This window comes from Clavibacter sp. GW821-FHT01D01 (genome assembly GCF_059422605.1).
Window position 1 is genome coordinate 238480 of the sequence record NZ_JBWKXC010000003.1, and the last position, 24994, is coordinate 263473.

Annotated in this window: 21 protein-coding genes; 6 read left to right on the forward strand and 15 right to left on the reverse strand. The window is 75.3% G+C overall.

Going from position 1 to position 24994, the window contains the following annotated elements; translation table 11 throughout:
• Positions 1-39 precede the first annotated feature (39 nt).
• On the reverse strand, positions 40-1035 hold the full coding sequence (locus AC07VC_RS06675) for a stage II sporulation protein M (protein ID WP_494675421.1): 996 nt from the start codon (positions 1033-1035) through the stop codon (positions 40-42).
• Between the two features lie 16 nt (positions 1036-1051).
• Here AC07VC_RS06675 and AC07VC_RS06680 point away from each other — a divergent pair, with 16 nt between their 5' ends.
• Positions 1052-1921 carry an RDD family protein gene (locus AC07VC_RS06680; protein ID WP_494675420.1) on the forward strand — a complete coding sequence of 290 codons (870 nt, stop codon included), beginning with the start codon at positions 1052-1054 and terminating at the stop codon, positions 1919-1921.
• 87 nt (positions 1922-2008) lie between these two features.
• Here the strand turns inward: AC07VC_RS06680 and ahcY are convergent, their stop codons facing one another.
• The 6 genes from ahcY to AC07VC_RS06710 form a co-directional block, all read right to left on the reverse strand.
• Positions 2009-3493 carry an adenosylhomocysteinase gene (gene ahcY, locus AC07VC_RS06685; protein WP_494675419.1) on the reverse strand — a complete coding sequence of 495 codons (1485 nt, stop codon included), beginning with the start codon at positions 3491-3493 and terminating at the stop codon, positions 2009-2011.
• Between the two features lie 62 nt (positions 3494-3555).
• The gene (locus tag AC07VC_RS06690; protein ID WP_494675418.1) at positions 3556-5988 is read right to left on the reverse strand and encodes a heavy metal translocating P-type ATPase; all 2433 of its coding nucleotides are present in this window, start codon (positions 5986-5988) and stop codon (positions 3556-3558) included.
• Between the two features lies 1 nt (position 5989).
• Positions 5990-6205, reverse strand: coding sequence for a heavy-metal-associated domain-containing protein (locus AC07VC_RS06695; protein ID WP_094115387.1), 216 nt, complete (start codon positions 6203-6205; stop codon positions 5990-5992).
• 89 nt (positions 6206-6294) lie between these two features.
• Positions 6295-6576: a metal-sensitive transcriptional regulator gene (locus AC07VC_RS06700; RefSeq protein WP_015489737.1), complete on the reverse strand. Its 282-nt coding sequence runs from the start codon at positions 6574-6576 to the stop codon at positions 6295-6297.
• 152 nt (positions 6577-6728) lie between these two features.
• Positions 6729-8156 (reverse strand): phosphomannomutase/phosphoglucomutase, encoded by a 1428-nt coding sequence (locus AC07VC_RS06705; RefSeq protein WP_494675417.1) that lies wholly within the window; start codon positions 8154-8156, stop codon positions 6729-6731.
• Positions 8153-8374 (reverse strand): DUF3499 family protein, encoded by a 222-nt coding sequence (locus tag AC07VC_RS06710; RefSeq protein WP_015489735.1) that lies wholly within the window; start codon positions 8372-8374, stop codon positions 8153-8155. The genes AC07VC_RS06705 and AC07VC_RS06710 overlap by 4 nt, the downstream gene beginning before the upstream one ends.
• A 45-nt stretch (positions 8375-8419) precedes the next feature.
• Between AC07VC_RS06710 and AC07VC_RS06715 the strand changes: the two genes are divergently transcribed.
• Entirely contained in the window at positions 8420-8863 is a 444-nt protein-coding gene (locus AC07VC_RS06715) for a metallopeptidase family protein (protein WP_094115385.1), read from the forward strand.
• A 60-nt stretch (positions 8864-8923) separates the two neighbouring features.
• Here AC07VC_RS06715 and AC07VC_RS06720 read toward each other — a convergent pair whose 3' ends face one another.
• The 5 genes from AC07VC_RS06720 to manA form a co-directional block, all read right to left on the reverse strand.
• The gene (locus tag AC07VC_RS06720; protein WP_494675416.1) at positions 8924-10441 is read right to left on the reverse strand and encodes a DUF5719 family protein; all 1518 of its coding nucleotides are present in this window, start codon (positions 10439-10441) and stop codon (positions 8924-8926) included.
• Complete coding sequence (locus AC07VC_RS06725; protein ID WP_494675415.1) at positions 10428-13529, reverse strand: glycosyltransferase; 3102 nt, start codon at positions 13527-13529, stop codon at positions 10428-10430. Before AC07VC_RS06725 ends, AC07VC_RS06720 begins: the two co-directional genes overlap by 14 nt.
• 100 nt (positions 13530-13629) lie before the next feature.
• Complete coding sequence (locus AC07VC_RS06730) at positions 13630-13947, reverse strand: WhiB family transcriptional regulator (RefSeq protein WP_104291124.1); 318 nt, start codon at positions 13945-13947, stop codon at positions 13630-13632.
• A 149-nt stretch (positions 13948-14096) separates the two neighbouring features.
• Entirely contained in the window at positions 14097-15065 is a 969-nt protein-coding gene (gene galE, locus AC07VC_RS06735) for a UDP-glucose 4-epimerase GalE (RefSeq protein ID WP_317229962.1), read from the reverse strand.
• 35 nt (positions 15066-15100) lie between these two features.
• A complete protein-coding gene (gene manA, locus AC07VC_RS06740) occupies positions 15101-16405 on the reverse strand; it encodes a mannose-6-phosphate isomerase, class I (protein WP_494675414.1) in 1305 nt (434 codons plus the stop codon).
• A gap of 164 nt (positions 16406-16569) precedes the next feature.
• Between manA and AC07VC_RS06745 the strand changes: the two genes are divergently transcribed.
• The 3 genes from AC07VC_RS06745 to AC07VC_RS06755 all read left to right on the forward strand — a co-directional run bounded on the left by AC07VC_RS06745 (position 16570) and on the right by AC07VC_RS06755 (position 20629).
• The gene (locus AC07VC_RS06745; protein WP_494675413.1) at positions 16570-17748 is read left to right on the forward strand and encodes an acyl-CoA dehydrogenase family protein; all 1179 of its coding nucleotides are present in this window, start codon (positions 16570-16572) and stop codon (positions 17746-17748) included.
• 100 nt (positions 17749-17848) lie between these two features.
• Entirely contained in the window at positions 17849-19288 is a 1440-nt protein-coding gene (locus AC07VC_RS06750; RefSeq protein ID WP_494675412.1) for an O-antigen ligase family protein, read from the forward strand.
• Positions 19289-19336: 48 nt separating this feature from the next.
• The gene (locus AC07VC_RS06755) at positions 19337-20629 is read left to right on the forward strand and encodes an O-antigen ligase family protein (RefSeq protein ID WP_494675411.1); all 1293 of its coding nucleotides are present in this window, start codon (positions 19337-19339) and stop codon (positions 20627-20629) included.
• 46 nt (positions 20630-20675) lie between these two features.
• On the opposite strand, the gene AC07VC_RS06760 is transcribed toward AC07VC_RS06755, so the two are convergent.
• The gene (locus tag AC07VC_RS06760; RefSeq protein WP_494675410.1) at positions 20676-21323 is read right to left on the reverse strand and encodes a histidine phosphatase family protein; all 648 of its coding nucleotides are present in this window, start codon (positions 21321-21323) and stop codon (positions 20676-20678) included.
• A gap of 153 nt (positions 21324-21476) precedes the next feature.
• Between AC07VC_RS06760 and AC07VC_RS06765 the strand changes: the two genes are divergently transcribed.
• Positions 21477-22400 (forward strand): decaprenyl-phosphate phosphoribosyltransferase, encoded by a 924-nt coding sequence (locus AC07VC_RS06765; protein ID WP_317229969.1) that lies wholly within the window; start codon positions 21477-21479, stop codon positions 22398-22400.
• Positions 22401-22436: 36 nt separating this feature from the next.
• Here AC07VC_RS06765 and AC07VC_RS06770 read toward each other — a convergent pair whose 3' ends face one another.
• Together AC07VC_RS06770 and AC07VC_RS06775 are read right to left on the reverse strand one after the other, a co-directional pair.
• On the reverse strand, positions 22437-23549 hold the full coding sequence (locus AC07VC_RS06770; RefSeq protein WP_494675409.1) for a glycosyltransferase family 4 protein: 1113 nt from the start codon (positions 23547-23549) through the stop codon (positions 22437-22439).
• Positions 23546-24946 (reverse strand): hypothetical protein, encoded by a 1401-nt coding sequence (locus AC07VC_RS06775; RefSeq protein WP_494675408.1) that lies wholly within the window; start codon positions 24944-24946, stop codon positions 23546-23548. Before AC07VC_RS06775 ends, AC07VC_RS06770 begins: the two co-directional genes overlap by 4 nt.
• Positions 24947-24994: the final 48 nt, after the last annotated feature.

A 24994-nucleotide genomic window follows, 5' to 3' on the forward strand; every position in this document is an offset into this window, starting at 1 on the left:
CACGACCCGCGAGGCGGGCGGCCGGCGGATCCGCGGGGCTCAGCCCGCGACGATCCGCCGGCCGCCCGCCTCGAACTCGTCCAGGTCGCCCGTGGCGCCCGAGCGGACCGCCCGGCCGCCCACGACCACCATGTAGACGAGGAACGCGGCGAGCGCCACGGCGCCGATGCCGATCTTCAGCGGCACGGGCCAGGGCTGCGGCGTCACGAAGCCCTCGATGACCCCGCTCACGAGCAGCACCAGCACGAGCCCCATGGCCACGGTGATGAGGGCCCGCCCGTCCTCGGCGAGCGCCTGGCCGCGGGTGCGGGCGCCGGGCGCGATCCAGGACCACGAGATGCGCAGGCCCGCGGCGGCGGCCACGAAGATCGCCGTGAGCTCCAGCAGGCCGTGCGGGAGGATGTAGGAGAAGAACGTGCCGCCCTCCCCGTAGGAGAACATGACGGCCGTGGTCGTGCCGAGGCCCTGCGCGTTCTGCAGGATCACGTACGGCACCCACAGCCCCGTGATGCCGAAGGCCACGCACTGCGCCGCGATCCACGCGTTGTTCGTCCACACCTGGCCGGTGAACGAGGCCGCGGGGTTGGAGCTGTAGTAGTCGATGAAGTCGTCCTCGACGTAGCGGCGGAGGTCCTCGTCGCTGCCGAGGCTGGCGATCATCGCGGGGTCCCGGAGGATCCAGGTGGCGTAGAGCGCCACGATGGCGATGGTCGCGAGGGCGACCGCGAGGGTGAGCCAGCGGATCCGGTACAGCGCCGCGGGGAGGTCGACGGCGAAGAACGCGGGGATGCGCGCGGCGGGGTTCGTCGCCTGCCCGGTGAAGCGCATGCGCGCCCGCGAGAGGGCGACGGACAGCCGGTCCCCCTGCGCGGTGGATCCGGCCGCGGCCTGGATGGCGGAGAGCTGGGCGGCGCCCGCCTGGTACCGGTCGACGAGCTCGTCGGCGTCGGGTCCCGTGAGCCGGCGCCGGCCGGAGAGGCGGGCGAGCCGGTCCCACGCGTCCCGGTGGGCGGCGGTGTAGGCGTCGAGGTCCATCTGCTTGACTATATGCATGGCGGCCGCCGACGCGCACGACCCGGGATCCTCGGACGGTCCCGACGCGCTCGTGGTGGGCGAGGCCGTCGCCCTCGACGTCCGTCCCGCGGGCTTCGTGCTGCGGGCCGCTGGCGCCGCGATCGACGTGCTCGCGTCCGTGGTCGTGGGCTTCCTGCTCGTCCTCCTCATCGGCCGGCTCGCCGCGGCGGGGCTGCTCGACGAGGCGTCGGGCGCGGCCTGCGTCATCGCCGCCGTCGTGCTCGCCGTCGTCGTGATGCCCGTCGTGGTCGAGGTCGCCTCCCGTGGCCGCTCGCTCGGCCGCTGGGCGGTCGGGGCGCGCATCGTCCGCGCGGACGGCGGCGGCATCGGCCTCCGCCACGCGGTCGCGCGTGCCCTCGTCGGCGTCCTCGAGCTGTACCTCACCTTCGGCGGGCTCGCCGCCCTCGTCGGGCTCCTCTCGCCGCGCGCCCAGCGCCTCGGCGACCTGGTGGCCGGCACCCGGACGCAGCACGAGCGCGTGCCCGCCTACCCGGCGCCGCTGCCGCCCGTGCCGCCGCACCTCGTCGCCTGGGCCGCCGAGGCCGACGTGGGCCGGCTCCCGGACCAGCTGGGCCGCCGCGTCGCGCGCTTCCTCACGCAGCGCGGCGCGATGACCGCGCCCTCCCGCGCGCGCCTCGCGGCCGAGCTCGCCGCGGAGGCCGCCGCGCACGTGTCGCCCGTTCCCGCGACCGATGCCGAGTCGTTCGTGACGGCCGTGGGCGCCGTCCGCCGCGAGCGCGAGCACCGCGCGCTGATGCTCGAGCGCGACCGGATGACGGCGCTCGAGCCGATCCTCGCGGGCCGCCCGCACGGCTTCCCGCCGCCCGGGGCGTCCACCCCGCTCTGAGGATCCGGCCCCGCACGCGCCGACGCCGCCCGCCCCGCGCTGCGGGTCGGACGGCGTCGGCGGTCAGGCGGTCGGCCCGGCGGTCGGTCAGTACCGGTAGTGGTCCACCTTGTACGGGCCCTCGACGGGCACGCCGATGTAGGCGGCCTGCTCCGGTCGGAGCTCGGTGAGCTCCACGCCGAGCGCGTCGAGGTGCAGGCGCGCCACCTTCTCGTCGAGGTGCTTCGGCAGCACGTACACGCCGATCGGGTACTGGTCGTTGCGGACGTAGAGCTCGATCTGCGCGAGCACCTGGTTCGTGAACGAGTTGCTCATCACGAACGAGGGGTGCCCCGTGGCGTTGCCCAGGTTCATCAGGCGGCCCTCGGAGAGCACGAGCACGCTGCGGCCGGAGGGCAGGCGCCACTCGTGCACCTGCGGCTTGATCTCGACCTTCTCCACGCCCGGGAGGCGCTCGAGGCCGGCCATGTCGATCTCGTTGTCGAAGTGGCCGACGTTCGCGATGATCGCCTGGTGCTTCATGCGCTGGATGTCGTCCACGCGGACGACGTCGACGTTCCCCGTGCCGGTGACGAGGATGTCGACGGCCTCGATGACCGAGGACAGCCGCGCGACCTGGTAGCCGTCCATCGCCGCCTGGAGCGCGCAGATGGGGTCGACCTCGGAGACGATGACGCGGGCACCCTGGCCGCGCAGCGCCTCGGCGGCGCCCTTGCCGACGTCGCCGTAGCCCACGACGAACGCGACCTTGCCGCCGATGAGCGTGTCGGTGGCGCGGTTCAGGCCGTCGGGCAGCGAGTGGCGGATGCCGTACTTGTTGTCGAACTTGCTCTTCGTGACGGAGTCGTTGACGTTGATGGCCGGGAACAGCAGCTCCCCGTCACGCGCCAGCTCGTACAGGCGGTGGACGCCCGTGGTGGTCTCCTCGGTGACGCCCTGGATGTCGGCGGCGCGGCGGGTCCAGCGGTCGCCGGACGCCTGCAGGCTGCGGCGGAGCGTGTCGAGGACGACGCGGTACTCGTGGCTCGCGTCCTCGGGGGTCTCCGGCACGGCCTGCGCGAGCTCGTACTCGCGGCCCTTGTGCACGAGGAGCGAGGCGTCGCCGCCGTCGTCGAGGATCATGTTCGGGCCCGTCCAGTCGGCGCCGGCGGCCAGCGCCTCGCCCGACCAGTCGAAGATCTGCTCGGTGCACCACCAGTACTCCTCGAGCGTCTCGCCCTTCCAGGCGAAGACCGGCACGCCCGCGGGCGCCTCCGGGGTTCCCGCGCCGACGGCGACCGCCGCGGCGGCCTCGTCCTGCGTGGAGAAGATGTTGCAGCTGGCCCAGCGCACCTGCGCGCCGAGCGCAGTGAGGGTCTCGATGAGCACGGCCGTCTGCACGGTCATGTGGATGGATCCGGCGATGCGCGCGCCCGCGAGCGGCTGCGACGCGCCGAACTCCTCACGGAGCGCCATGAGGCCGGGCATCTCGTTCTCGGCGAGGCGGATCTGGTGGCGGCCGGACTCGGCGAGCGAGAGGTCGGCGACGCGGAAGGGCAGAGCGGTGGAGGTGGCCTCCGGCAGCAGGGTCATGCCCCCAGTCTCGCATCCGCGGCATGACGCCCGCCCGTGCGTGACGGGCGGGCGCCCGGCGGCTAGCGGAAGGACCGCAGGCGCAGGCTGTTCGTGACGACGAACACCGAGGAGAGCGCCATGGCGAGCCCCGCGACGAGCGGGTTCAGGAGGCCCGCCATCGCGACGGGGATCGCGGCGGCGTTGTAGGCGAAGGCCCAGAACAGGTTGCCGCGGATGGTGCCGAGCGTCCGGCGGGCGAGGCGCACGGCGTCGGCCACGAGCACGAGGTCGCCGCGGACGATCGTGATGTCGCCGGCCTCGATCGCGGCATCCGTGCCCGTGCCCATCGCGATGCCGAGGTCGGCCTGCGCGAGCGCGGCGGCGTCGTTGACGCCGTCGCCGACCATCGCGACGACGCGGCCCTCGGCCTGCAGCCGCCGCACCGCCTCGAGCTTCCCCTCGGGGAGGACCCCGGCGATGACCTCCTCGATCCCCACCTCGTCGGCGACGCGACGGGCGGACCCCGCGGTGTCGCCCGTGAGGAGCACGGGACGGAGGCCGAGCGACCGGAGGCGGCGGACCGCCTCGGCGCTCGTCGGCTTCACGGTGTCGGCGACCGCGAGGACGCCGCGCACGGCTCCGTCCCACGCGACCGCGACGACGGTCGACCCGTCGGCCTCCGCCGCCAGGAGCGCCTCGGCGAGCACCGCGTCGGGCTCCGCCGACCACGCCTCCCGCAGCCACGAGGGCCGCCCGACGGCGACGGCGCGGCCGTCGACCACGCCGTGGACGCCGAGGCCCGGGGTCGCGACGAAGCCCTCGACGGCGGGCGCGGATCCGGCGCCCGCCGCCTCGACCACGGCCCGGGCAACCGGGTGCTCGGAGCGCGCCTCGAGGGCGGCCGCGAGACGGACGAGCTCGCCGGCGTCGACCCCGGCGGCCGGGACGGCACGCACGAGCGACATGACGCCCGTGGTGACCGTGCCGGTCTTGTCGAGGAGCACGGTGTCGATGCGGCGGGTGGACTCGAGCACCTGCGGTCCGGTGATGAGGATGCCGAGCTGGGCGCCGCGGCCCGTCCCCACGAGGAGCGCGGTCGGCGTCGCGAGCCCGAGGGCGCACGGGCACGCGATGATGAGGGTCGCGACGGCGGCCGTGAACGCGGCCTCCGGCGGGAAGCCGAGCAGCAGCCAGCCGGCGAGCGTGCCGAGCGCGAGCACGAGGACGACGGGCACGAAGACGGCCGACACGCGGTCGGCGAGGCGCTGGATGCGGGCCTTGCCGGTCTGAGCCTCCTCCACGAGGGCCGCCATCCGGGCGAGGCGGGTCTCCTCCCCCACGCGCGTCGCGCGCACGAGGAGGCGGCCGCCGGCGTTGAGGGTCGCTCCGGTGACGTCGTCGCCCGGTCCGACCTCCTCCGGCAGGGACTCGCCCGTGAGGAGCGACCGGTCGACCGCGCTCGCGCCGTCGACGACCACGCCGTCGGTGGCGATGCGCTCGCCCGGACGCACGACGAACTCCTCGCCGACGCGCAGGGCGCCGATCGGGATGCGCCGCTCGACGCCGTCGCGCACGACCGCCACGTCCTTCGCGGCGAGGTCGAGGAGCGCCGCGAGGGCGGCGCCGGACGCGCGGGCGGCGCGCGCCTCCAGGTAGCGCCCGCCGAGGATGAACACGGTGACGGCGGCGGCGACCTCGAGGTAGATGTCGCCGGATCCCGCGCCCGGCTCCCCGACGAGGGCCATGGTCATCGTCATGCCCCGCTCCCCCGCGTCGCCGAGGAACAGGGCGTAGAGGGACCACAGGAACGCGGCCGCGACGCCGATGCTCACGAGCGTGTCCATGCCCACGCCGCCGTGGCGGGCGCTCACCGCGGCGGCGCGGTGGAACGGCCACGCGCCCCAGACGGCGACGGGCGCCGCGAGCGCGAGGGAGAGCCACTGCCAGTCGGGGAACTGCAGCGCCGGGATCATCGCCATGAGGAACACCGGGACGGTGAGCGCGGCGGAGACGACGAGCCGCTGCCGGAGCGCGAGCTCGTCGGCGTCGGGGACGCGCGCGGCGACGGCGTCGCTCGGGCCGGTCTCGGCCGGGGCCGAGGCAGGGGCCGCGGCCGGGGTGGTGGATGCGGTCCGCGCCGCGGGGGCGGTCACCGCCGCGGATGCGAGGGCGGGAGGGGCGTCGACGGCCGGAGCGTCCGCGGGGACCGCCGCCTCGACGAGGGCGGCACCCCCCGCCTCCGGCACGCTCCCCCGCGCGGCGCGCTCGCTGGCGCGGTAGCCGGTCCGCTCGATGGTGCGGATGGCGTCCTCGACGCTCACGCCCTCGGGCAGCCGCACGCGCGCCCGGTGGGTCGCGTAGTTGACGGCCGCCTCGACGCCGGGCATGCGGCCGAGCTTCCGCTCGATGCGCATGGCGCACGACGCGCAGGTCATCCCCTGCACGTCGAGGTCGACGCGGGTGAGGGCGGCGTCCTCCGCGACGGGGGCGGATCCGGTGACGGGCTCGGTCATGTCAGAGCCCCGCGACGTACCCGGCCTCGTCGACCGCGGCGCGCACGGCCTCGGGGTCGAGCGGGCCGTCGCTCTCGACGGTGACGGTGGATGCCCCGCCGACGACGAGGTCGACGGCCACGGACGCGACGCCCGGGAGCTCGCCGACCTCCTCGGTGACGCTCGCGACGCAGTGGGCGCAGGTCATGCCGGTGACGGGGAAGGTCGTGGTGGTCATGGGGTCTCCTTCTCGGGGGTTCGCAGGTGGAGGGGCGTCGGGGGCGTCGGGGGCGCGACGGACGGCGGCCGACGCGGCCGCCGGGCGGATCAGGAGCGGACGAGCCGCGCGATGGCGGCGGAGGCCTCGCGCACCTTGTCGTCCGCGACCTGGCCTCCCTCGCGCGCGGCCTCGGCGAGGCAGTGGGCGAGATGGTCGTCGAGGAGCTTCAGCGCGACGGTCTCCATGGCGCGCGTGACGGCCGAGACCTGCGTGAGCACGTCGATGCAGTACGTGTCGGACTCGACCATGCGCTCGATGCCGCGCACCTGGCCCTCGGCGCGACGCAGCCGCTTGAGGATGTCGTCCTTGCCCTCGCTGTACCCGACCATGGTGGCCACCTCCCGTTCCCCTCCATGGTACCCCCTAGGGGTATCGAAGGTAACCCCCCGGGGGTACCTCGACGCGGACGGCACCGCCGGCACGCACGACGACGCCGCGCCCCTCGAGGAGGGGCGCGGCGTCGGGGGCGGTGCGGTGCGGGTCAGGCCCCGCGGATGAGCCCCAGGAGCTCGTCGCGGAGGGACGCCATGCGCTCCTCCGTCGAGGCCTCGACGTTCAGGCGCAGCAGCGGCTCCGTGTTCGACGGGCGGACGCTGAACCACCAGAAGGCGCCGTCGGCGTCGACCGGGCCGTCGACCGTGAGGCCGTCGAGCTCGTCGAACTCGCCGCGGCCGCGGAACGCCTCGACGATGCGCTCGTAGGCGGCCGGCACGTCCTCGACCGTGCTGTTGATCTCGCCCGAGAGCGCATAGGGCGTGTAGCGCGCCGACAGGTCGGACATGAGGCCCTCGCTCTGGCCGAACTCCGCGAGCAGGTGCATGGCGGCGAGCATGCCGTTGTCGGCGCCCCAGAAGTCGCGGAAGTAGTAGTGCGCGGAGTGCTCGCCGCCGAAGACGGCGCCCGTGGCGGCCATCTGGTCCTTGATGAGCGAGTGGCCGACGCGCGTGCGGACCGCCGTGGCGCCCGCCGCCTCGATCGTCTCGGGGACGATGCGCGAGGTGATGAGGTTGTGCAGGACGGTGACCTCGTCGTCCGGCGACTGCGCCTTCACGCGCGAGATCTCGCGGAGCGCGACGACCGCCGCGACGGCGCTGGGCGTGACCGCCTGGCCCTTCTCGTCGACCACGAAGCACCGGTCGGCGTCGCCGTCGAAGGCGAGTCCGAGGTCGGCGCCGTGCGCGACGACGGCCGCCTGCAGGTCGACGAGGTTCGCGGGCTCCAGCGGGTTCGCCTCGTGGTTCGGGAAGGTGCCGTCGAGCTCGAAGTAGAGGGGGATGATCTCGATGGGCAGCTCGGGGAGCCCGGCCGCCGTGCCGAGGACGGCGGGGACGGTCATGCCGCCCATGCCGTTGCCGGCGTCGACGACGACGCGCAGCGGGCGGATGGCGGAGAGGTCCACCAGCTGGCGGAGGTAGCCCGCGTAGTCGGCGAGGACGTCGCGCTCGCGCACCTGGCCGGCCGGCTCGACGGCGGCGATGCCGTCCGAGAGGAAGCCGATGGCGCGGTCGCGGATGGCCGCGAGGCCCGTGTCGAGGCTGATGCCCTGGGCGCCCGCGCGGGAGAACTTGAGCCCGTTGTAGGTGGCCGGGTTGTGGCTCGCGGTGAACATGACCGCGGGCGCGTCGAGGGACCCGGACGCGAAGTAGGTCTCGTCGGTGGAGCAGAGGCCGATGAGCAGCACGTCGGCGCCGCGGGCCGTGGCGCCCTCGGCGAAGGCCCGGGCGAAGGACGGCGAGGAGTCGCGCATGTCGTGGCCGACGACGACCTCGCTGCCGGCCGCGCCGAGCTCGTCGACGAAGCCCGCCCCGAGCGCCGTGACCAGCTCCTCCGTGAGCTGGCTTCCGACGAGACCTCGCACGTCGTAGGTCTTCACGATGGCGGTCAGGTTCTCGGCGGCAGTCGTCGTCATGCTCCGAAACCTACCTCACCGAGCACGCCGTGCCGGACGATCTGCCAGCCCTGCGGGGCCGAGAGACGGGCCGCGTGGCGGTCGCACAGGTCGTAGCTGTGGGGCTCCGAGTCGTGGCTGAGGGGACCGAGGACGGCCATGGAGTCGGCGTAGACGTAGGTGAGCGTGGTCGTGGCGCCGCCGGTGCAGCCGACGCGGGAGCAGGGCCTGTTCGTCATGTCGGGCCCACACTACCGCCGACGCCGGGGCCGTACGATGGGGCCATGCCACGTCCACGCCGCCGGGGAGGCCACGTCTCGATCCGCGGCTCCTGGCGCGACCGGCACGGCCGCGGCCTCCGCTCCCCCGTCACCGGGCCCGAGCTCCCGGTGCTGCGCACGCGCGCCGACCTCTTCGACCAGACCGTCGCGTCCGCCGCCGAGTACCTCCGCGGCCTGTGGCCCGATGAGCTCGACCGCGTCTCCTTCGAGGTCGCCGCCCTCCCCGCCGAGAACAGCGAACGGGACGGAATCGACCGCTGGAGCGTCCTCGAGGACCAGCGTCGCGTCATCTTCTACCGGCTCCCGATCGAGCGCCTCGCGCACCTCCACGAGGACGACGAGCACCACCAGCGCGCGCTCGTCGAGGGCTGCGTCTTCCGGGCGGTCGGGGAGCTCCTCGGGAAGGACCCGTGGGACCTCGCCCCGGACAGGTACGACCCGCACTAGCGGCGGATCGCGACCGCCCGGCAGGCTTCCGCGCCACGGGCGCGGGTGCCCGCGCGGGGCTCAGGGGTGGACGCGCAGGGGGTCCGCGGCCGGCAGCACGGGCACCACGGGCAGGGCTGCGGACCGCCCCGGCTCGGCGAGCGTCACGGTGGCAGTGAGGCCCGTCGCACCCTCGAGCAGGTAGGTGCGCCCGGCGGCGACCTCGACCGACGCGGCGGATCCCGCGGGCACCTGGACCTCCACGGCCTCGGAGCCGTCCGTCGGCCGCGCCGTCACGGTCGCGGCGCCGTCCCCGGCGTTCCGGACGTGGAGGAGCGGCGCGGGGCCCTCGGGGACGGACACGAGCGCGTCCCGGGTGAGCGCCTCCGCGGACGGCAGCCAGGCGAAGTCGGTGGCGCCGCCCTCGGCCGCGCCCGACACGCTCCGCACGGCGGCCGTGACGGGGACCGAGCTCTGCACGCTCACGGCGTAGCGGCCGTCGGGGAGGTCGGTGACGGGGACGTCGAGGGTGCGGCCGGCGTCGGCCTGCACCGTGAAGGTGGTGCCCGTGCCGTCGGTGCCGTCCTCGGGGGCGACGCTCACGCTGACGTCGGCGTCCTCCGTGCCGGGCACGAGGATCCGCACGGCCGTCTCGCGGTCGGGGTCGGTGCCGGGGTCCGAGCCGGCGCCGGGGGCGGATCCGCCGTCGTCGGCCGCGCGGGCCTCCTCCCCCTCCACGGGCGGCGCGGGCGCGGACGCGGAGTCGATGCGGAGCCCGGTCATCGTGAGCCGGGTGGCGGGGGCCGCGGCGGGGCCGATCCAGTCGACACCGCCCGCGAGGAGGCCCCGCACGGTGCTCTGCTCCAGCCGCGCGACGACCTGTCCGCCGCGGCTCTGAACGTGCACGGCCGGGGAGGCGAGGTCGGGGGCGAGGCCCGCGAGGCTGAGGACGCGCCGGCTGCCGGCCGGGACGGTGATGCCGCTCGCGCCGGGAGCGCTGACGGGGCCCTCCTCGCCCGCGATGGCGAGGTCCACGGTCGACGAGACGCCGGACGGGTTGTCGAGCACGACGAACGTGGTGCGGCCGGTCGTCGTGGCCCCGCCGACGAGCCAGGACTCGGCCGTCGCCTCGGCGCACGGGACGGCCGCGAGCCCGGCGAGGTCGCCCTCGCCGGCGATCTCGGACGCGGCGCCCGCGAGGTCGGTCGGCTCCCCGTCCACGTCGCCCGCGACCGCGAGCACGGACGCCTGGCTCGAGTCGCCGCCCTGGACGTCGGGGGCGGGGATGCGGGAGGTGCGGACCCCGGGTCCGCCGGCGGCGGCGCCGGCGACCGCGGATCCGCTCGTCACGGCGGCGCTGCCGACGGCGACCGCGGTCGTGGTGGAGGAGGCGTCCGCCTCGGGCGGGCGCAGGAGGGCGCCCGCGCAGACGCGCTGCTGGTCGGTGGCGACGGGCGTCACGAGGACGGAGGGGGCGCTCTCCCCGCCCGCCGCCGGCGGCAGCAGGAGCGCCCCGGCGACGACGACCCCGAGCACGGCCACCCCGGCGATCCCGGTGGTCACGCGCGTCGCGATGCGCACGGCGTCACGCCTGGCCATCTGTCCTCCTGCGGTCGTCGTCGTCGGCGCCGGGGCCGGGGTCGCGGTCCTCGGGGTCGGCGTCCTCGCGGTCCGGGCGTCCGCCCTCGGCGGGCGCGTCCACGTCGTCGTCGTCGTCGTCGAGCCGGCGCTCCCCCGCCTGCGGGATGTCGCCGAAGGCCGCGGACTCGACGCTCGCGCCCGTGGCCTCGTCCAGGTAGGCGGGCATGCCGCGGTCGTCGTGCTCGGGGCGCGGCTCGTCCGCGTCCGCGGGACGGGCGTCGGCGGCGACCACGGGCTCGCGGTACGCGGGGAGGGGACGGCTGCGCGCGGCCAGGCGGCCCGTGGGGATCGCGAGCAGGAGCGTGAGGGCGAAGACCAGGGCCTGCGCCGCGAGGACGCCCGCGCGCCCCGGGTCGTCGAGGTTCCCGGGGGCCGGGACCCGGGCGTCGAGGTCATCGCTGCCGACGAAGCGCCAGAGGAGGCCGGCCTCGGTCTCGCCGACCACCGTGAACACGGGATCGTCGTCGAGGGCCGAGCGCGCGCGGTCGTGGAGCACCGCCTGGGCCGTGCCCGCGGGCGGGGCGAGCAGCACGTAGCTGATGCCGAGGCCCCGCAGCTCCTCGGTCGCGTCGAGGCCGGACCGGGAGGACACGTTGCCGGCGAGCTCGGCGACGCGCTGCTGCGTGTCCGTGAGCGGACCTACGGCGGAGTCGATCGTGGAGACCTGCTCGAGCGTCCGGCCGGTGCCGCGCTCCACGTCCGCGGTGAGCGAGCCGTCGTCGGCGGCGCGCAGCACGAGCGTGCCCACGGAGGGGTCGGTCGCCGCCTCCGCGACGACGAGGCCCGGCAGGGAGGTGTCGGCGGTGGCGCGCACCGCGGTGGACCCGGCGACCGCCGCCGCGACGAGCGGGAGCGCCAGCACGACGAGCGTCACCGCGGCGACGAGCCCGGGGACGACGGAGCGGCGCCCGAGGGTGGCGAACCCGAGCACCAGGGCGCCCGCCAGGCCGAGCCAGAGGAGGCTGAGGCCGGATCCCGGCCACACGGCGACCACGTCGGGGCCGCTCGCCTGCACGACGGTGCGCGCGGCGAGGACGGCGGTGGCGAACCCGAGCACCGTCACGCCGAGCGCGAGGGCGGCGCGGTGCGATCCGCGGAGGAACAGCGCCGCGAGGGCGCCGAGGACGAGCGGGGCGACGAGCACCGCGACGACGACGAGCGGCACGGCGGCCGGCAGGCCGAGCCCGAGGCCGTCGACGAACGCCGTCCAGCCGCCGAGGCCGGAGACGGGGAAGCCGAGGGCGAGCCCCGGCACGTCCGCGGGGGTGAAGGCGGCGGGCACGGCCGGGTCGGCGGCGAGGGCGAGCGGCTGGCCCTGCATGAGGCGGTAGGCGACGAGGGGCGCGACGAGCGCGACCAGCGGGACGGGGATGGTGACGAGCCGGCCCGCACGGCGTCCGGCGCGCACGGTGGCGACCAGCCAGAGCACGAGGACGGCGGGCACGAGCGACGGGGCCGACGCCCCGACGGCGGCCATGAGGATCCCCGCGACGGCCGACGCCGACCACGACCGGGGCGCGCGCAGCACCGCCAGCGCGAGCCACGGGAGCAGCAGGTGCGCGAGCACGGCCGGCAGGCGGCCCTCGCCGAGCGCCACGAGGAACGTCGGCGCGAGCGTCCAGACGAGCGCTGCGAGCGCCCGCAGCCATGCGTTCCGGGTGAGCTGCGCGGCGCAGAGCCACGCGGCCAGCGCGGCGAGCGGCAGGGCCGCCACGAAGAGCCCCAGCACGGCGAGGGAGGGCTCCCACGCGGTGACGCTGCCGAGCACCGCGAGCACGTACGCGAACGGGTCGGACGGGGCCACGGGTCCGGCGCCCGAGCCTCGCACGCCGATGCCGACCTGCGCCCACAGCGCACCGGCGCTCGGCCCGAGCGGCAGGAGCTGCCCGCCGGTGAGCGCGGTGCCGGAGAGCCGCGGCAGCCACATCACGGCCGCCAGGAGGAGGGCCGCGAGGACCGTCCAGCCCCCGCCCGTGGCGAGGAACTCCACGCCGTCCGACACGCCCCGGTGCTCGACGCGGTACTGCTCGCGGGCGAGCGACCGGCGTCGGCGGCCGACCGCGAGCGGCTGGCGCAGCGAGGCGATGCTCGACCAGGGCGCGGTCCGCACGGCGGCGAGGCGGCGGCGGCTGGCCCGGATCCGGCCGGGCGCGACGGCGACGCGCACGGCCGCCCCGATCTCCCCCGGCGCGGCGGTGGGCCGCTTCCGGAGCAGCTGCAGCAGCGCCCGGAGGATCGCGAGCGGCACGAGGGAGAGCCAGAGGAACGGGACGGCGACCGGCGGCGCGTAGGCCAGGCGGCGGTGCAGCTGCGCCTGGCGTCGCAGCCGGCGTCGCCGGTGACGCGGCGTGCGGCGGCCGAGGAAGGCGGTGCCGGGGGCGGCGTCGCCCGCGGAGGCGACGCGCGCGGCCGGCACGACGACGACGCGGTGGCCGGCGAGCCGGGCGCGCACGCAGAGGTCGAGGGCGTCGTCGAGGGCGGGCAGCGCGTCGTCGAGGCCCCCGAGCTCGTCCCAGAGGCGGTGGCGGACGAGCATGCCGCCCGCGGCGACGCCGAGGACGTCGCTCATCTCGTCGTACTGCGCCTGGTCGAGCTCCACGTCGACGATGGGGACGGACGCGCCGAGCGTGGTCAGCGTGGTCCCCATCTCGTGGATGTACCCGGGGTGGTCCCACTCCATGGTCTTCGGCCCGGCGACCGCGACGCTCGGCGAGGCCTCGACCGCGGCGAGCAGGCGCTCGAGGGCGTCGGGCGCGGGCGCGTTGTCGGCGGAGAGCAGCCACAGCAGCTCGTGGTCGCCCTCGGGCGACGGGATGACGCGGACGGCCTGGTCGACGGCCTGCCCGAAGGTCATGCGGGCCGGCGCCTGCACCATGCGGGTCGGCTCGGCGGCGGCGAGCAGCGCCGCCGACGCGTCGCGGGAGCCGAGGTCGACCGCGACCACCTGGTCGGGACGCCGCGTCTGGGCCGCGAGCGCCTGGAGGGTCCGGTCGAGGAACTGCGCGCCCTCGTGGGCGACGAGGATCGCGGTTACTCGTGGCTGCATGACAGAGGAGACCCTACGTGGTGCGTGGTGCGGATCCGCCGCAGCCGACCGGCGCGCCGGTCAGCCCGCGCCGGGGCGCGGACGGGTGCCCGGTGGGCGCTCAGACGGCGCGCTTGCGGAGCTTGCGGCGCTCGCGCTCGGAGAGGCCGCCCCAGATGCCGAAGCGCTCGTCGTTCTCCAGCGCGTACTCGAGGCACTCGCTGCGCACCTCGCACGATCCGCAGATCCGCTTGGCGTCGCGGGTGGATCCGCCCTTCTCGGGGAAGAACGCCTCGGGGTCGGTCTGCGCGCAGAGCGAGTCCGCCTGCCACGCGAGCGGGTTGCCGTCCTCGACGGTGCGGACGCCCGGGACCCCGAGTCGGACGGGGTCGACGAACCAGTCGTCGGGGACTCCGGCGTGGTACTCAGGTAGTGCCATGTCACGATCTCCCCACGCGGCAGGGGCGCCCGGCCGGCCCCAGCTCATCGTCATAATTACACCGGCGTAACTCGCCTTCGTCAAGCCGCGGAGCGTAAACCCTCAGCCGCTCCTCGAGGGTTGCGACGCGCCGCCGCTCGCCGTCGGCGCTACGCCCCGGCGCCGGCCTGGCGGGCCCGCCAGGCGCTCTGGACCATGTCGTCGAGGGTGTGGCGCATGGCCCAGTCGATGTCGCGCGCGGCGAGCTCCCCGGACGCGACGATGCGCGCCGGGTCGCCGGGGCGGCGGTCGTGCAGCTCCGGCTCGAAGTCGATCCCGGTCGCCGTGCGGATGGCCGTCATGATCTCGCGCACGCTCGCGCCCTCGCCGCTGCCGAGGCAGTAGACGGGCTCGACGGGCTCCCCCGCCTCGAGGCGGCGGGCGGCCGCGACGTGCGAGGCCGCGAGGTCGACGACGTGGATGTAGTCGCGGACGCACGTGCCGTCGGGCGTCGCGTAGTCGCCGCCGTAGATGCGGGGCGTCCGACCGTCGAGCAGCGCGTCGAAGACGAGCGGGAACAGGTTGTGCGGGCTCGTGTCGAAGTAGCCCTCCTCGCCGGATCCGACGACGTTGAAGTAGCGCAGCGACGCGTGCCGCAGGCCCGTGGCGACGCCCTGGTCGCGCAGCAGCCACTCGCCGATGAGCTTCGACTCCCCGTACGGGGACTCGGGCGCCCGGGGGGTGCTCTCGTCGACGAGGTCGACGTCGGTCGTGCCGTACACGGCGGCGGAGGACGAGAACACGATGCTGTCGACGCCCGCGCGCTGCATCTCCTCGAGGAGCACCGCCGTGGCCGTGACGTTCTGCTCGTACGTGTGCAGCGGGCGCTGGACGGACACGCCGGCGTACTTGAAGCCCGCGACGTGCACGACCCCGCGGATGTCACCCGTCCCGAGGACGCGGGCGAGGAGCTCTCGGTCGAGGACGGATCCGCGGTGGAAGGGGACGCCCTCGGGGACGAAGGACTCGTGCCCGCTCGAGAGGTCGTCGAGGACGACCGTGTCGAGCCCCGCGCGCGCGAACGCCGAGACGATGTGCGAACCGATGTAGCCGGCGCCGCCGGTGACCAACCATGTCATGCGGCAACCCTATCGACGGCGCCGCGGTGCCCCGGTCACGCGGAGGGGGCGTCGTCCTCGTCCCGGGCGGTGGGCGCGGGCGTCGTCGCGAGGAACGCCTCCCCGTCGCCGACGACGACCAGGCGGCCCTCGTCGGGGGTGACGAACACGGCCTCGCCGCGGGCGACGTCCACCGCGGAGGCCTCGCCCCGGATCGACACGGCGCCCGCGGTGCAGATGACGATGGCGGGCCCGTCGATCGCCACGACGCTCGCCCCCGCGTCCCCGTCCGAGGCCTCGCGCGTGGCCGGGGCGATGCGCGCGAGCAGGAAGTCGGGCACGTCGGGGCGGTACAGCTCGACGCCGGGCGCCGCGTGCTCCGGCTCCAGGTACGGCACGGGCAGCGCCTGGAACTCGAGCACGTCGAGCAGCTCGGGCACGTCGACGTGCTTGGGCGTGAGGCCGCCGCGCAGCACGTTGTCGGACGCGGCCATGAGCTCGATCCCGAGGCCGTGCAGGTAGGCGTGGATGTTGCCGGCGGGCAGGTACAGCGCCTCGCCGCGGCGGAGCGTCACGCGGTTGAGCAGCAGTGAGGTGACGATGCCCGGATCGCCCGGGTACGCCTCGGCGAGCTCCCGCACGGTGCGCATCTCGGTGGAGAACTCCCGGCACTGCCGGTCGGAGGCGAGGCTCGCCAGCAGGGTGACGCGGTCGACCAGGCGCCGCACGGCGGACCCGCCGCCCATGAGGAAGGCGAACACGTCCCGGAGCACGTCCGCCTCGGACCCCGTGAGGCGCGACAGGACGCTGCGGATGACGGCCGGGTCGGAGTCGGGGCCGGAGGCGTCGAGGGTGAGGAGCAGCGTGAACACCTGCCGCACCTCCGAGAGCGGACGGAACCCGCAGAGCGCGTGGAACTCGTCGCTCAGCGCGTACACGAGCTCCGGCTTGTGCAGCGGGTCCTTGTAGTTGCGGTGCGGGGCGTCGACGGGGACGCCCCGCGCCTCCTCGTCGCGGAAGCCGAGGCGGGCCCGGTGCAGGTCGGGGTGCGCCTGCAGCGAGAGCGGGCCGCCCGCGGCGAGCACCTTGAGGAGGAAGGGCAGGCCGGGGCCGTCACCCGGGCGGAGGCCCTCGGCGAGCGGGCCGAGCGTGGTCGCGGGGTCCGCCTGGATCCACGCGGACAGCGTCGTCGCGCCGCCCGCCTGCGCGGGATCGACGATGCGCGTCGGCGAGCCGTCGTGCGCGCCGAGCCAGAGCTCCGCCTCCGGACCGCCGGACGGCTCGCGGCCGAGGAGGTCGGCGATGGCGGTGCGGGACCCCCAGGCGTAGTCGCGGGGGGTGTTGGCGAGGGAGGTGAACACGGATGATCCTGTCGGGCTTGGCGGCTACCTACAACGCCCGAGGGGGCGCGTCCTGTCCGGACGCGACCAAAGTACCAACCGATCGGGGCGCCGCCGCGACGCCGACATAGGCTCGGCCGCGAGGCGCCCGTCCCGAGGGCGCCGACGAACCGCAACGGAGCATCGTGTCCCTCACCCCCCTCATCGGCGACTTCTACGGCTACGAGTCCCGGCTCGGCGACCGGGAGAAGGAGTCCCTCGCCGACCTGCGCGCCTACCTCGAGGCCGAGGTCCGGCCCCACGTCAACGGCCTGTGGGCCCGAGCCGAGTTCCCCCGGCACGTGGTGGGCGGGCTCGCCGAGCGGGGCATCTTCGGGATGCCGTTCCCCGAGACGCGCCCCTTCGAGAACTCGGCCGTGTACCGGGGCTGGGCGGCGCTCGAGCTCGGTCGCGTCGACGCGAGCATCGCGACCCTCGTCGGCATGCAGAGCGGCCTGGTGATGGGCAGCGTCGCCGTCGCCGGGTCCCCCGAGCAGCGGGCCGAGTGGCTGCCGCGCTTCGCGTCGGGCGAGATCCTCGGCTCCTTCGGGCTCACCGAGCCGCTGTCCGGGTCCGACTCCGCCCGCGGCCTCCGCACCGTCGCCACGCGCCGCGGCGACGAGTGGAGCATCACGGGCAGCAAGCGCTGGATCGGCAACGGCACCGTGAGCGACGTCACCGTCATCTGGGCGAAGGACGCCGACGACGGGCAGGTGAAGGGCTTCCTCGTGCCCAACGACTCCCCCGGCTTCCGCGCCACCCGCATCGAGGACAAGCAGGCCCTCCGCATCGTGCAGAACGCCGACATCGAGCTGGACGGCGTGATCGTGCCCGAGCGGAACCGGCTGCAGAACGCGCGCTCCTTCGCCGACACCGCCACCGTGCTGCGCCTGACGCGCGCCGAGGTGGCGTGGGCCGCCATCGGCATCTCGGTCGGCGCGTACGAGGCCGCGGTCGCGTACACGGGCGAGCGCCAGCAGTTCGGCAAGCCCCTCGGCGCGCACCAGCTGATCCAGGACCTGCTCGTCCGCAGCCTCGGCAACATCACCGCGTCGATCGGCCTGGTCACGCGCGCCTCGGAGATGGTCGACGACGGCACGCAGACCGACTCGCACTCGGCGCTCGCCAAGGCCTACGCCACGAGCCGCATGCGGGAGACGGTCGCCTGGTGCCGCGAGGCCTTCGGCGGCAACGGCATCGTCCTCGACTACGACGTGGCGCGGTTCTTCGCCGACGCGGAGGCCATCTACTCCTACGAGGGCACGCGGGAGATGAACACCCTCATCGTCGGCCGCGCGATCACGGGCCACGCGGCCTTCGTCTGACGGACAGCGCGACGGGCGGCGCATCGGGCACCCGGGCGCCTCCCGCACCGCTTCCCTCAGGCGGCGGGACGCACGGCCGGACCCGGATACCCTGATGGGCATGCCCACCGCCAGCCGCCGAGCCCTCCGGGGATTCGCGACCGCCGTCCTCGTCACCACCTTCGCGGGTGACATGTGGCGGAACGGCCTCAGCTGGTGGGGGTTCGGCGCCATCGCCCTGGCGATCCTGATCACGAGCGTCACCCTCATCGCGCGCGCGCGGCCGCTCCCGCGCCTGCGCGTGCTGCCCGTCCCGCTGATCGCCTTCACCGGGCTCGCGGTGCTGTCGATCGCATGGTCCGGGTACCGGCCGGAGTCGGCGATCGGCGTCGTCATCCAGCTGTCGACGTCCATCGCCGCGGTGACGCTCGTCCTCCTGCTCTCGTGGGCCGAGATCGTGCAGGCGCTCGGGCGGGCGCTGCGCATCATCCTCGGGCTGTCGCTCGCGTTCGAGCTGCTCGTCGCGGTCGTGGTGCGGCAGCCGGTCATGCCCTTCTTCACCGACTACGGTCCCGATGCGCCGGCGGCCTTCGCCTGGACGCGCGGGGAGCTGCTGAGCGGAGGCCGCATCCAGGGCGTGGTGGGCAACGCGAACCTCCTCGCCATGGTCGCCCTCCTCGCCCTCGTCGTCGTCGCGCTGCAGCTCGCCGCCCGCGCGCTGCCCCGCCGCCGGGCGGTCGCGTGGATCGTCGTGGCGCTCGCGACCCTGGCCCTCACCGGCAGCTCCACCGTCCTCGTCGCGCTCGTCATGACGGGCGTCGTCGCCGCCCTCGCCCTCCTCGCGCGCCGCGTGGGCCTCCGCGGCCGGCTCGTGCTGGCCGGCGGCGTGGTCGTCGCCGCGGTCGTCGCAGCCGTCGTCGTCGCGACGCGCACGGCGGACGTCTTCGAGCTCCTCGGCCGGTCGCCGGACCTCACGGGACGCTTCGAGATCTGGGAGTCGGTCCTCGGCCTCTGGCAGCAGCACCCCGTCCTCGGCTGGGGCTGGATCGGCTACTGGGCACCGTGGGTCCACCCCTTCGAGGGCCTCGCCGTCCGCAGCGGCGTCACCTACCTCCAGGCGCACGACGCCTACCTCGACGTCCTCATGCAGCTCGGCGTGGTGGGTCTCCTCGTCTTCGCCTGCCTCGTCGTCACCACGTACGTCCGCTCCTGGTGGGCCGCCATCGACCGCCCGCAGCACCGGCGGGACCGCGTCGAGCCGTACACCGCGCTCGCGCTGGCGCCCCTGCTCCTCATGACCGCGCTGGTCGTGCAGAGCCTCGCCGAGAGCCGTCTCCTCTACGAGGGCAACTGGCTGCTCCTCGTCGTCATCGCCATCGCCACCCGCTCCGGCATGGTGGCGCGCGAGGACGTCCCCGGACCGGTCGACTCCCGCCGCCGGGACGCGCCCGCCCGTCCGGTGGCCGCGTCACCGTCGTCACCGTCATCGTCCGCGGCGCCGTCGTCCGCCGGCTCCGCGCCCGCCCCGTCCGTCGCGACCGCCGATCCCGGCGTCGCCTGAGCCGCGCGGCCGACCGGTGATCCGCCGACCATCCGCGACGCCCCGCGCATGACCCTCCCCGCCCGCCTCCCGCTGCCCGAGCGCCTGCCCGACCTCCTCGGGTCGGCGCGCTTCTCGGCGGCGCTCACGCACTGCATCCTCGGGACGGCGGTCCTCGCGCACGCGCTGCGCGCCACCATGGGCTGGGCGGGGCTCGCCGCCGTCGTGACCGCGCTGGTCGCGATGGCCGCCGGCTCGCTCGCGGCCAAGCGGGGCGACTGGGAGTGGCGGGGGCTCCTCCCGATCTCGCTGCTCGTCCTCGTGGGCTGGTGCGCGGCGACCCTGCTCTGGACGGCCTACCAGCCGGACGCGATCGGCGGGGTGCTGTACCTGACCGCCTCCGCCTTCCTCGCCGTCTACGTGGGCGTGGTCCGCGACCTCATCCAGATCGTGCGGGCGGCCGGCGACGTGCTGCGCCTGGTCCTCGTGTCGTCCCTCGCCCTCGAGGTGCTGGCGGGCCTGCTCATCGACGGGCCCATCCCGTTCCTCGGGATCCGCGGCGCGCTCGAGCGCCTGGGCCCCGTCCAGGGCCTCCTCGGCGAGCGCAACGCGCTCGGGATCGTGGCCCTCGTCGCCGCCGTGACCTTCGCCGTGGAGCTGATCACGCGCTCCGTCTCCCGCGGCCGCGGCGTGTTCTCGCTCGCCGTCGCCCTCCTCGTGGCGTCCCTCACGCGCTCGTCGGTGATCCTCGGCACGTTCCTGGTGCTCGCCGTGGCGGCCCTCGCGATCCTCGGGCTGCGGCACCTCGCCCGGCAGGCGCGCCCGCTCGCCAACAGCGCCGTCCTGGTGCTCGCCGCCGTCGTCGCCGTCCTGGTGGTCGCCTTCCGCTCCCCCGTGCTCCAGGTGCTGCAGGCCCGCCCCGATTACCTGCAGCGCGTCGCGGTCTGGCGGGAGATGCTCCGCCTCATCGACCTCAACACCATCGAGGGGTGGGGGTTCGTCGGCTCCTGGCCCCTGGACGCGTACCCCTACACGGCGCTCGACCTCGTCAGCCGCGGCGCGCAGGAGAGCGGGCGGAACGCCTACCTCGACCTGTACCTGCAGGCCGGCCTCGTGGGCCTCGCCCTGTTCGCGGTGTTCGGCGCCCTCGCGCTCGGGCGCTCCTGGGTGCTGGCGACCACGAAGCGCGGCGTCGGCTACGTCTGGACGGCGCTCGTGCTTGTCGTGCTGCTCGTGTCCTCGCTCGCCGAGAGCGCGACGCTCGTGGAGTGGGGCTGGGTCCTGCTCGTGATCTGCGCCGTCAAGGCCGCGCAGGGCCGCAGCTGGCGGCACGGGCTGCCGGAGGAGCACCGGCCCGGCTGATCCGCGGGCGGCGGCCGCCGGGAAGCCGGACGGGTCAGCGCAGGGGTCAGACCGCGCCGGTGTCCGTGGACGCGGCCAGGAGCCCGGGCGAGGGGGCCCAGTAGCCGACCTCGCGGAACCCGCCGGCGGCGGGCTCGAACGAGGTGATGCTCGACAGGGCGCAGCGGCGCTTCCGCGGGTCGTGGAAGAGCGGCTTGCCGGTGACGCTGCGGTGGGTCATCCAGATGGGCAGCTGGTGGCTCACGAGGACGGCGTCCGTGCCGTCGGGCGCATCCGCCGCCGCGGCGGCCAGCTCGACCCGCATGCGCGCGGCGACCTCGGCGAAGGGCTCGCCCCAGCTCGGCCGCAGCGGGTTGACCAGGTAGCGCCAGGCGGAGGGCTTGCCGAGGATCGACAGGCTCACGTCGAACCGCCCGCCCTCGAGGCGGCTGGAGGCCTCGATGAGTCCCGTCCGGTGCTCGGGGTCCAGGCCCAGCGCCGACTCCATCGGCGCCGTGGACTCGAGCGCACGCTGCAGCGGCGAGGTCCGGAGGAGGCCCACCTCGCGGCCCTCCTCGACGATGCGCTCGGCCGCGGCCTGCGCCATGCGGCGACCGAGGGCCGTGAGCCCGAAGCCGGGCAGCCGTCCGTAGAGGATGCCGTCGGGGTTGTCGACCTCGCCGTGTCGCACGAGGTGGATCCTGGCTGCCGTCACAGGAGGATGTTCCGTCGGATCTGCACCCGACGACCCTATCCGACGGCCGGTCCGCGGACGCCGCGGCCCCCGTCCCGGCCGCGGCCCGCCGGTTCGGCGCCGGGCCCCTCCACCGGCTACGGTGACTCTGATCGCCCGACCAGGAGGACCACCATCAGCGAACCAGATCTCGTCCCCCGCACCCCCGGCGGCACCAGCACGTCGGTCGTCGGCGGGGTCGTCCGCACCGCGCGCGTCCGCCAGTGGATGAAGAACGTCCTGGTGTTCGCCGCCCCGGTCGCCGCCGGCGCGCTGTTCGAGCCGTCCCTGGTCCGCGCCGTGCTCGCCTTCATCGCCTTCTGCCTCGCGGCGTCCGGCATCTACTTCCTGAACGACATCCTCGACGTCGAGGCGGACCGGGCGCACCCGCGCAAGCGCTCGCGCCCCATCGCGGCCGGCATCGTGCCGGTGCCCGTCGCCATCGCGGTCGCGGCCGTCCTGCTGCTCGCGGGCCTCGGCGTCGCGCTCCTCGGCGGGGTCGAGCTGGCCGTGGTCGTGCTGTGCTACGAGCTCGTCCAGATCGCGTACTGCATCTGGCTCAAGCACATCACCATCCTCGACATCGCCGTCGTCTCCTCCGGCTTCCTGCTCCGGGCCATCGCGGGCGGCGCGGCCACGGGCGTCGTCCTCAGCCAGTGGTTCCTCCTCGTCGCCGTCTTCGGCTCGCTCCTCATGGTCTCGGGCAAGCGCTACGGCGAGCTCGCCAGCAACCCCGACCTCCAGGGCGACGTGCGCGGGTCGTTGAAGGGCTACACGCTCGGGTACCTGGGCTTCATCTGGCACTCGGCCGCGACGATCCTCATCCTCGGCTACAGCCTGTGGGCGTTCGAGCTCTTCACCGACCTGCGGAACCTCTGGCTGTCCATCTCGGTGGCGCCCTTCGTCCTCGCGGTGCTGCGCTACGGCCAGCACATCGACCGCGGGGACGCCCAGGCGCCCGAGGAGATCGCGCTCGGCGACCGCATGCTGCAGGTGCTCGCCGGCATCTGGCTCGTGATCCTGGTCATCGGCCTGTACGTCCAGCCCGGCGTCGTCTGACGCGGCGCCCCGCCGCCGACGCACCGGCGCCTCGCCTCAGCGGGCGAGCGCGGCGAACAGCTCCTCGTAGGCACGCGTGGCCGTCTCGACCCCGTACAGCTCCTTCGCCCGCGCCGCCATCGCGGGGACGTCGTCCGATCGGGACGCGATGTCCTCGAGCGCGCGGGTGATCGCCGCCGAGTCCCGGGGCGGCACCACGACGCCGAAGCCGGTCGTGCGCACGGGCTGGCGCACCCCGGGCAGGTCGGACGCGACCGCGGGGACGCCCGCGATCATGCCCTCGACCTGCACGATGCCGAACGCCTCGAACGCGTTGACGGAGGTGAGCGCGAACGCGTCCACCGACGCGTACAGGTCGGGCACGTCCTCGTCGGCCACGAAGCCGAGCAGCCGGATGCGGTCGTCGCCCGCGATCCGCTCCTTCACCCGGTCGATGACCGAGCCGCCCGCGACCTTCGAGAAGTCGCCGCCGATGATGAGGCGCGCGTCGGGGCGGTCGAGCGCGGAGAAGCCCTCGACGAGGTACTCGATGCCCTTCTCCTCCACGATGCGCCCGAGGAAGCCGACGTGCGGGCCGTCCGTCTCCCGGAACGCGGGGCGTCCTCCGCTGCGGTCGTGGCAGCCCGGGGCGATCACGGCGCGGCCCCGCACGAGGGCGGACGCGATGCGGGAGTGGTCGGCGTAGTCGTCGCTCGTGACGACCACGCGCGTGGAGCTGCGGGCCGCGAGGACGCTCGAGCGGTCCATCACGGTGCGCTGGACGGCGTTCACCAGGCCGCTCGGCAGGTCGACGTCGCAGTGGTAGGTGGTGACGACGCGGGTGATCCGCGCCGCGCGCCACGCGAGGGGGCCGGCCTCGACCATGGGCGCGTGGATGTTGACCACGTCCGCGTGCCGTGCCTCGCGGAGGACGGCGGGGATGAAGGACGGGCTGATGACGCCCTTGCCGAGCTGCAGCAGGACGGGCGTGCGCACCACGCGGACGCCGGCGATGGTCTCCTCCCGCGGGAGGGCGGCGTCGTGCCGTGTGGTGACGACCGTGACGCGGTGGCCCCGGGCGACGAGCCCCTCGGCGACGTCGCGGGCGACGTTGGTGAGGCCGCTCACGTAGGGCGCGTAGTAGGTCAGGGCGATGACGACGTCGGTCACGGGGTCTCCTTGTTCGTGTGCGCCCGCGCGAGGCGGGCCTGCCGGGTGCCGACGGCGCGCAGCCGGAGCAGGGCCGTGATCCAGCCGACGAGCGATCCCCCGCCGAAGCCGGCGGCGATCGCCGTCGCCCAGCCGAGCGGCGCCTGGAGGGCGGCGGTCGCCGCGGCCGCGGCGACCAGGGCGATCACCCAGGCGAGCGAGGAGTCGCGGTGGCGGTCGGTGGCGATGAGGGCCTGCGTACCGATGACGAGGCCGACGTGCGCGAAGACGCCCAGCACGAGGATCCCGACGTCGACCGCGGGCAGCGAGCGGCCGGCGCCGAACACGAGCTCGATGACCCACGGCCCGGCGAGCGCCGCGACGACGCCGGCCACGACGCCGACGCCCGCGATCAGGGCGGCGAGGAGCGACATGCGCCGGATGAGGGCGCCCGTCTCCCCGCGCCGCACATACGCGACGAGCGGCGGGACGATGAGCCCCTGCAGCGGGACGAGCATGAACAGGGGGACCCGCGCGACGCTGAAGGTCGCCTGGAACGCGCCGGCCGTGCCGACGGTGCGGTCGAGGGCGGCGATGACCACGGGCCCGGCGTTCAGCAGCAGCTGGGCGCACACCCCGGCGCCGAGGAGGGCGAGGTAGGCGCGGCGGATCCCGGTCGCGGCTCCGCTCCCGGGCGTCGGCCCGCCGCCCGACCCGACGGCCGCCCCCTCCGCCGCGACGAGCGCCGGGTCCACGGCGCCGGTGCCCGCGACCGCGGCGGGGCGCGCCGTGCGGGCGCGGAGGCGGAGGAGGACCGGCACGTGCGCGAGCGCGATGGCGGCGAGGAGCGCGGCGGCGAACCAGGCGACGGCGTCCGGCAGGTCGAGCGCGGTCAGCAGGAGGAGCGCCGCCAGGGCCAGCACGACGCGCAGGCCGGAGTCCGCGAGCAGGACGCGGGAGTACGCGGGGACGTCGCCGCGGGCGACCATGGCCCCGCGCGCCGTGAACTGCAGGGCGCTGACCGGGGCGATGAGCGCGTAGGCGACCACGAGCCCCGGCGGCATCCCCGCGGCGAGGAGCAGGGGCGCGGCGGCCGCCACCACGGCGACGCCGGCGAGCGCGACCACGGCGGACAGGCCGAGGGCCGACCGGACGGCGGCGGGCACGTCGCGACCGTGCGCGCCGAGGCGCGCGAGCTCCTGCTCGACGGGCAGGAAGAGGCCGAAGCCCACGACGAGGGCGACGGACCAGAACACCGAGAACATGTCGAACGCGGCGTCGCCGGACGCGGCGTCCGGGGAGAGCGCGGCGAGGCCCCGGGAGACGATGCCGAGGAACACGTACGTGACGAGGCCCGTCACGACCGTGGCGCCCATCACCAGCAGGGCCCGACGGGAGGCGCTGGGGACGGCGGTCATCGGATCAGGCTACCGTCCGGGATCGGGGGGACCCGATCCTGTACCCTC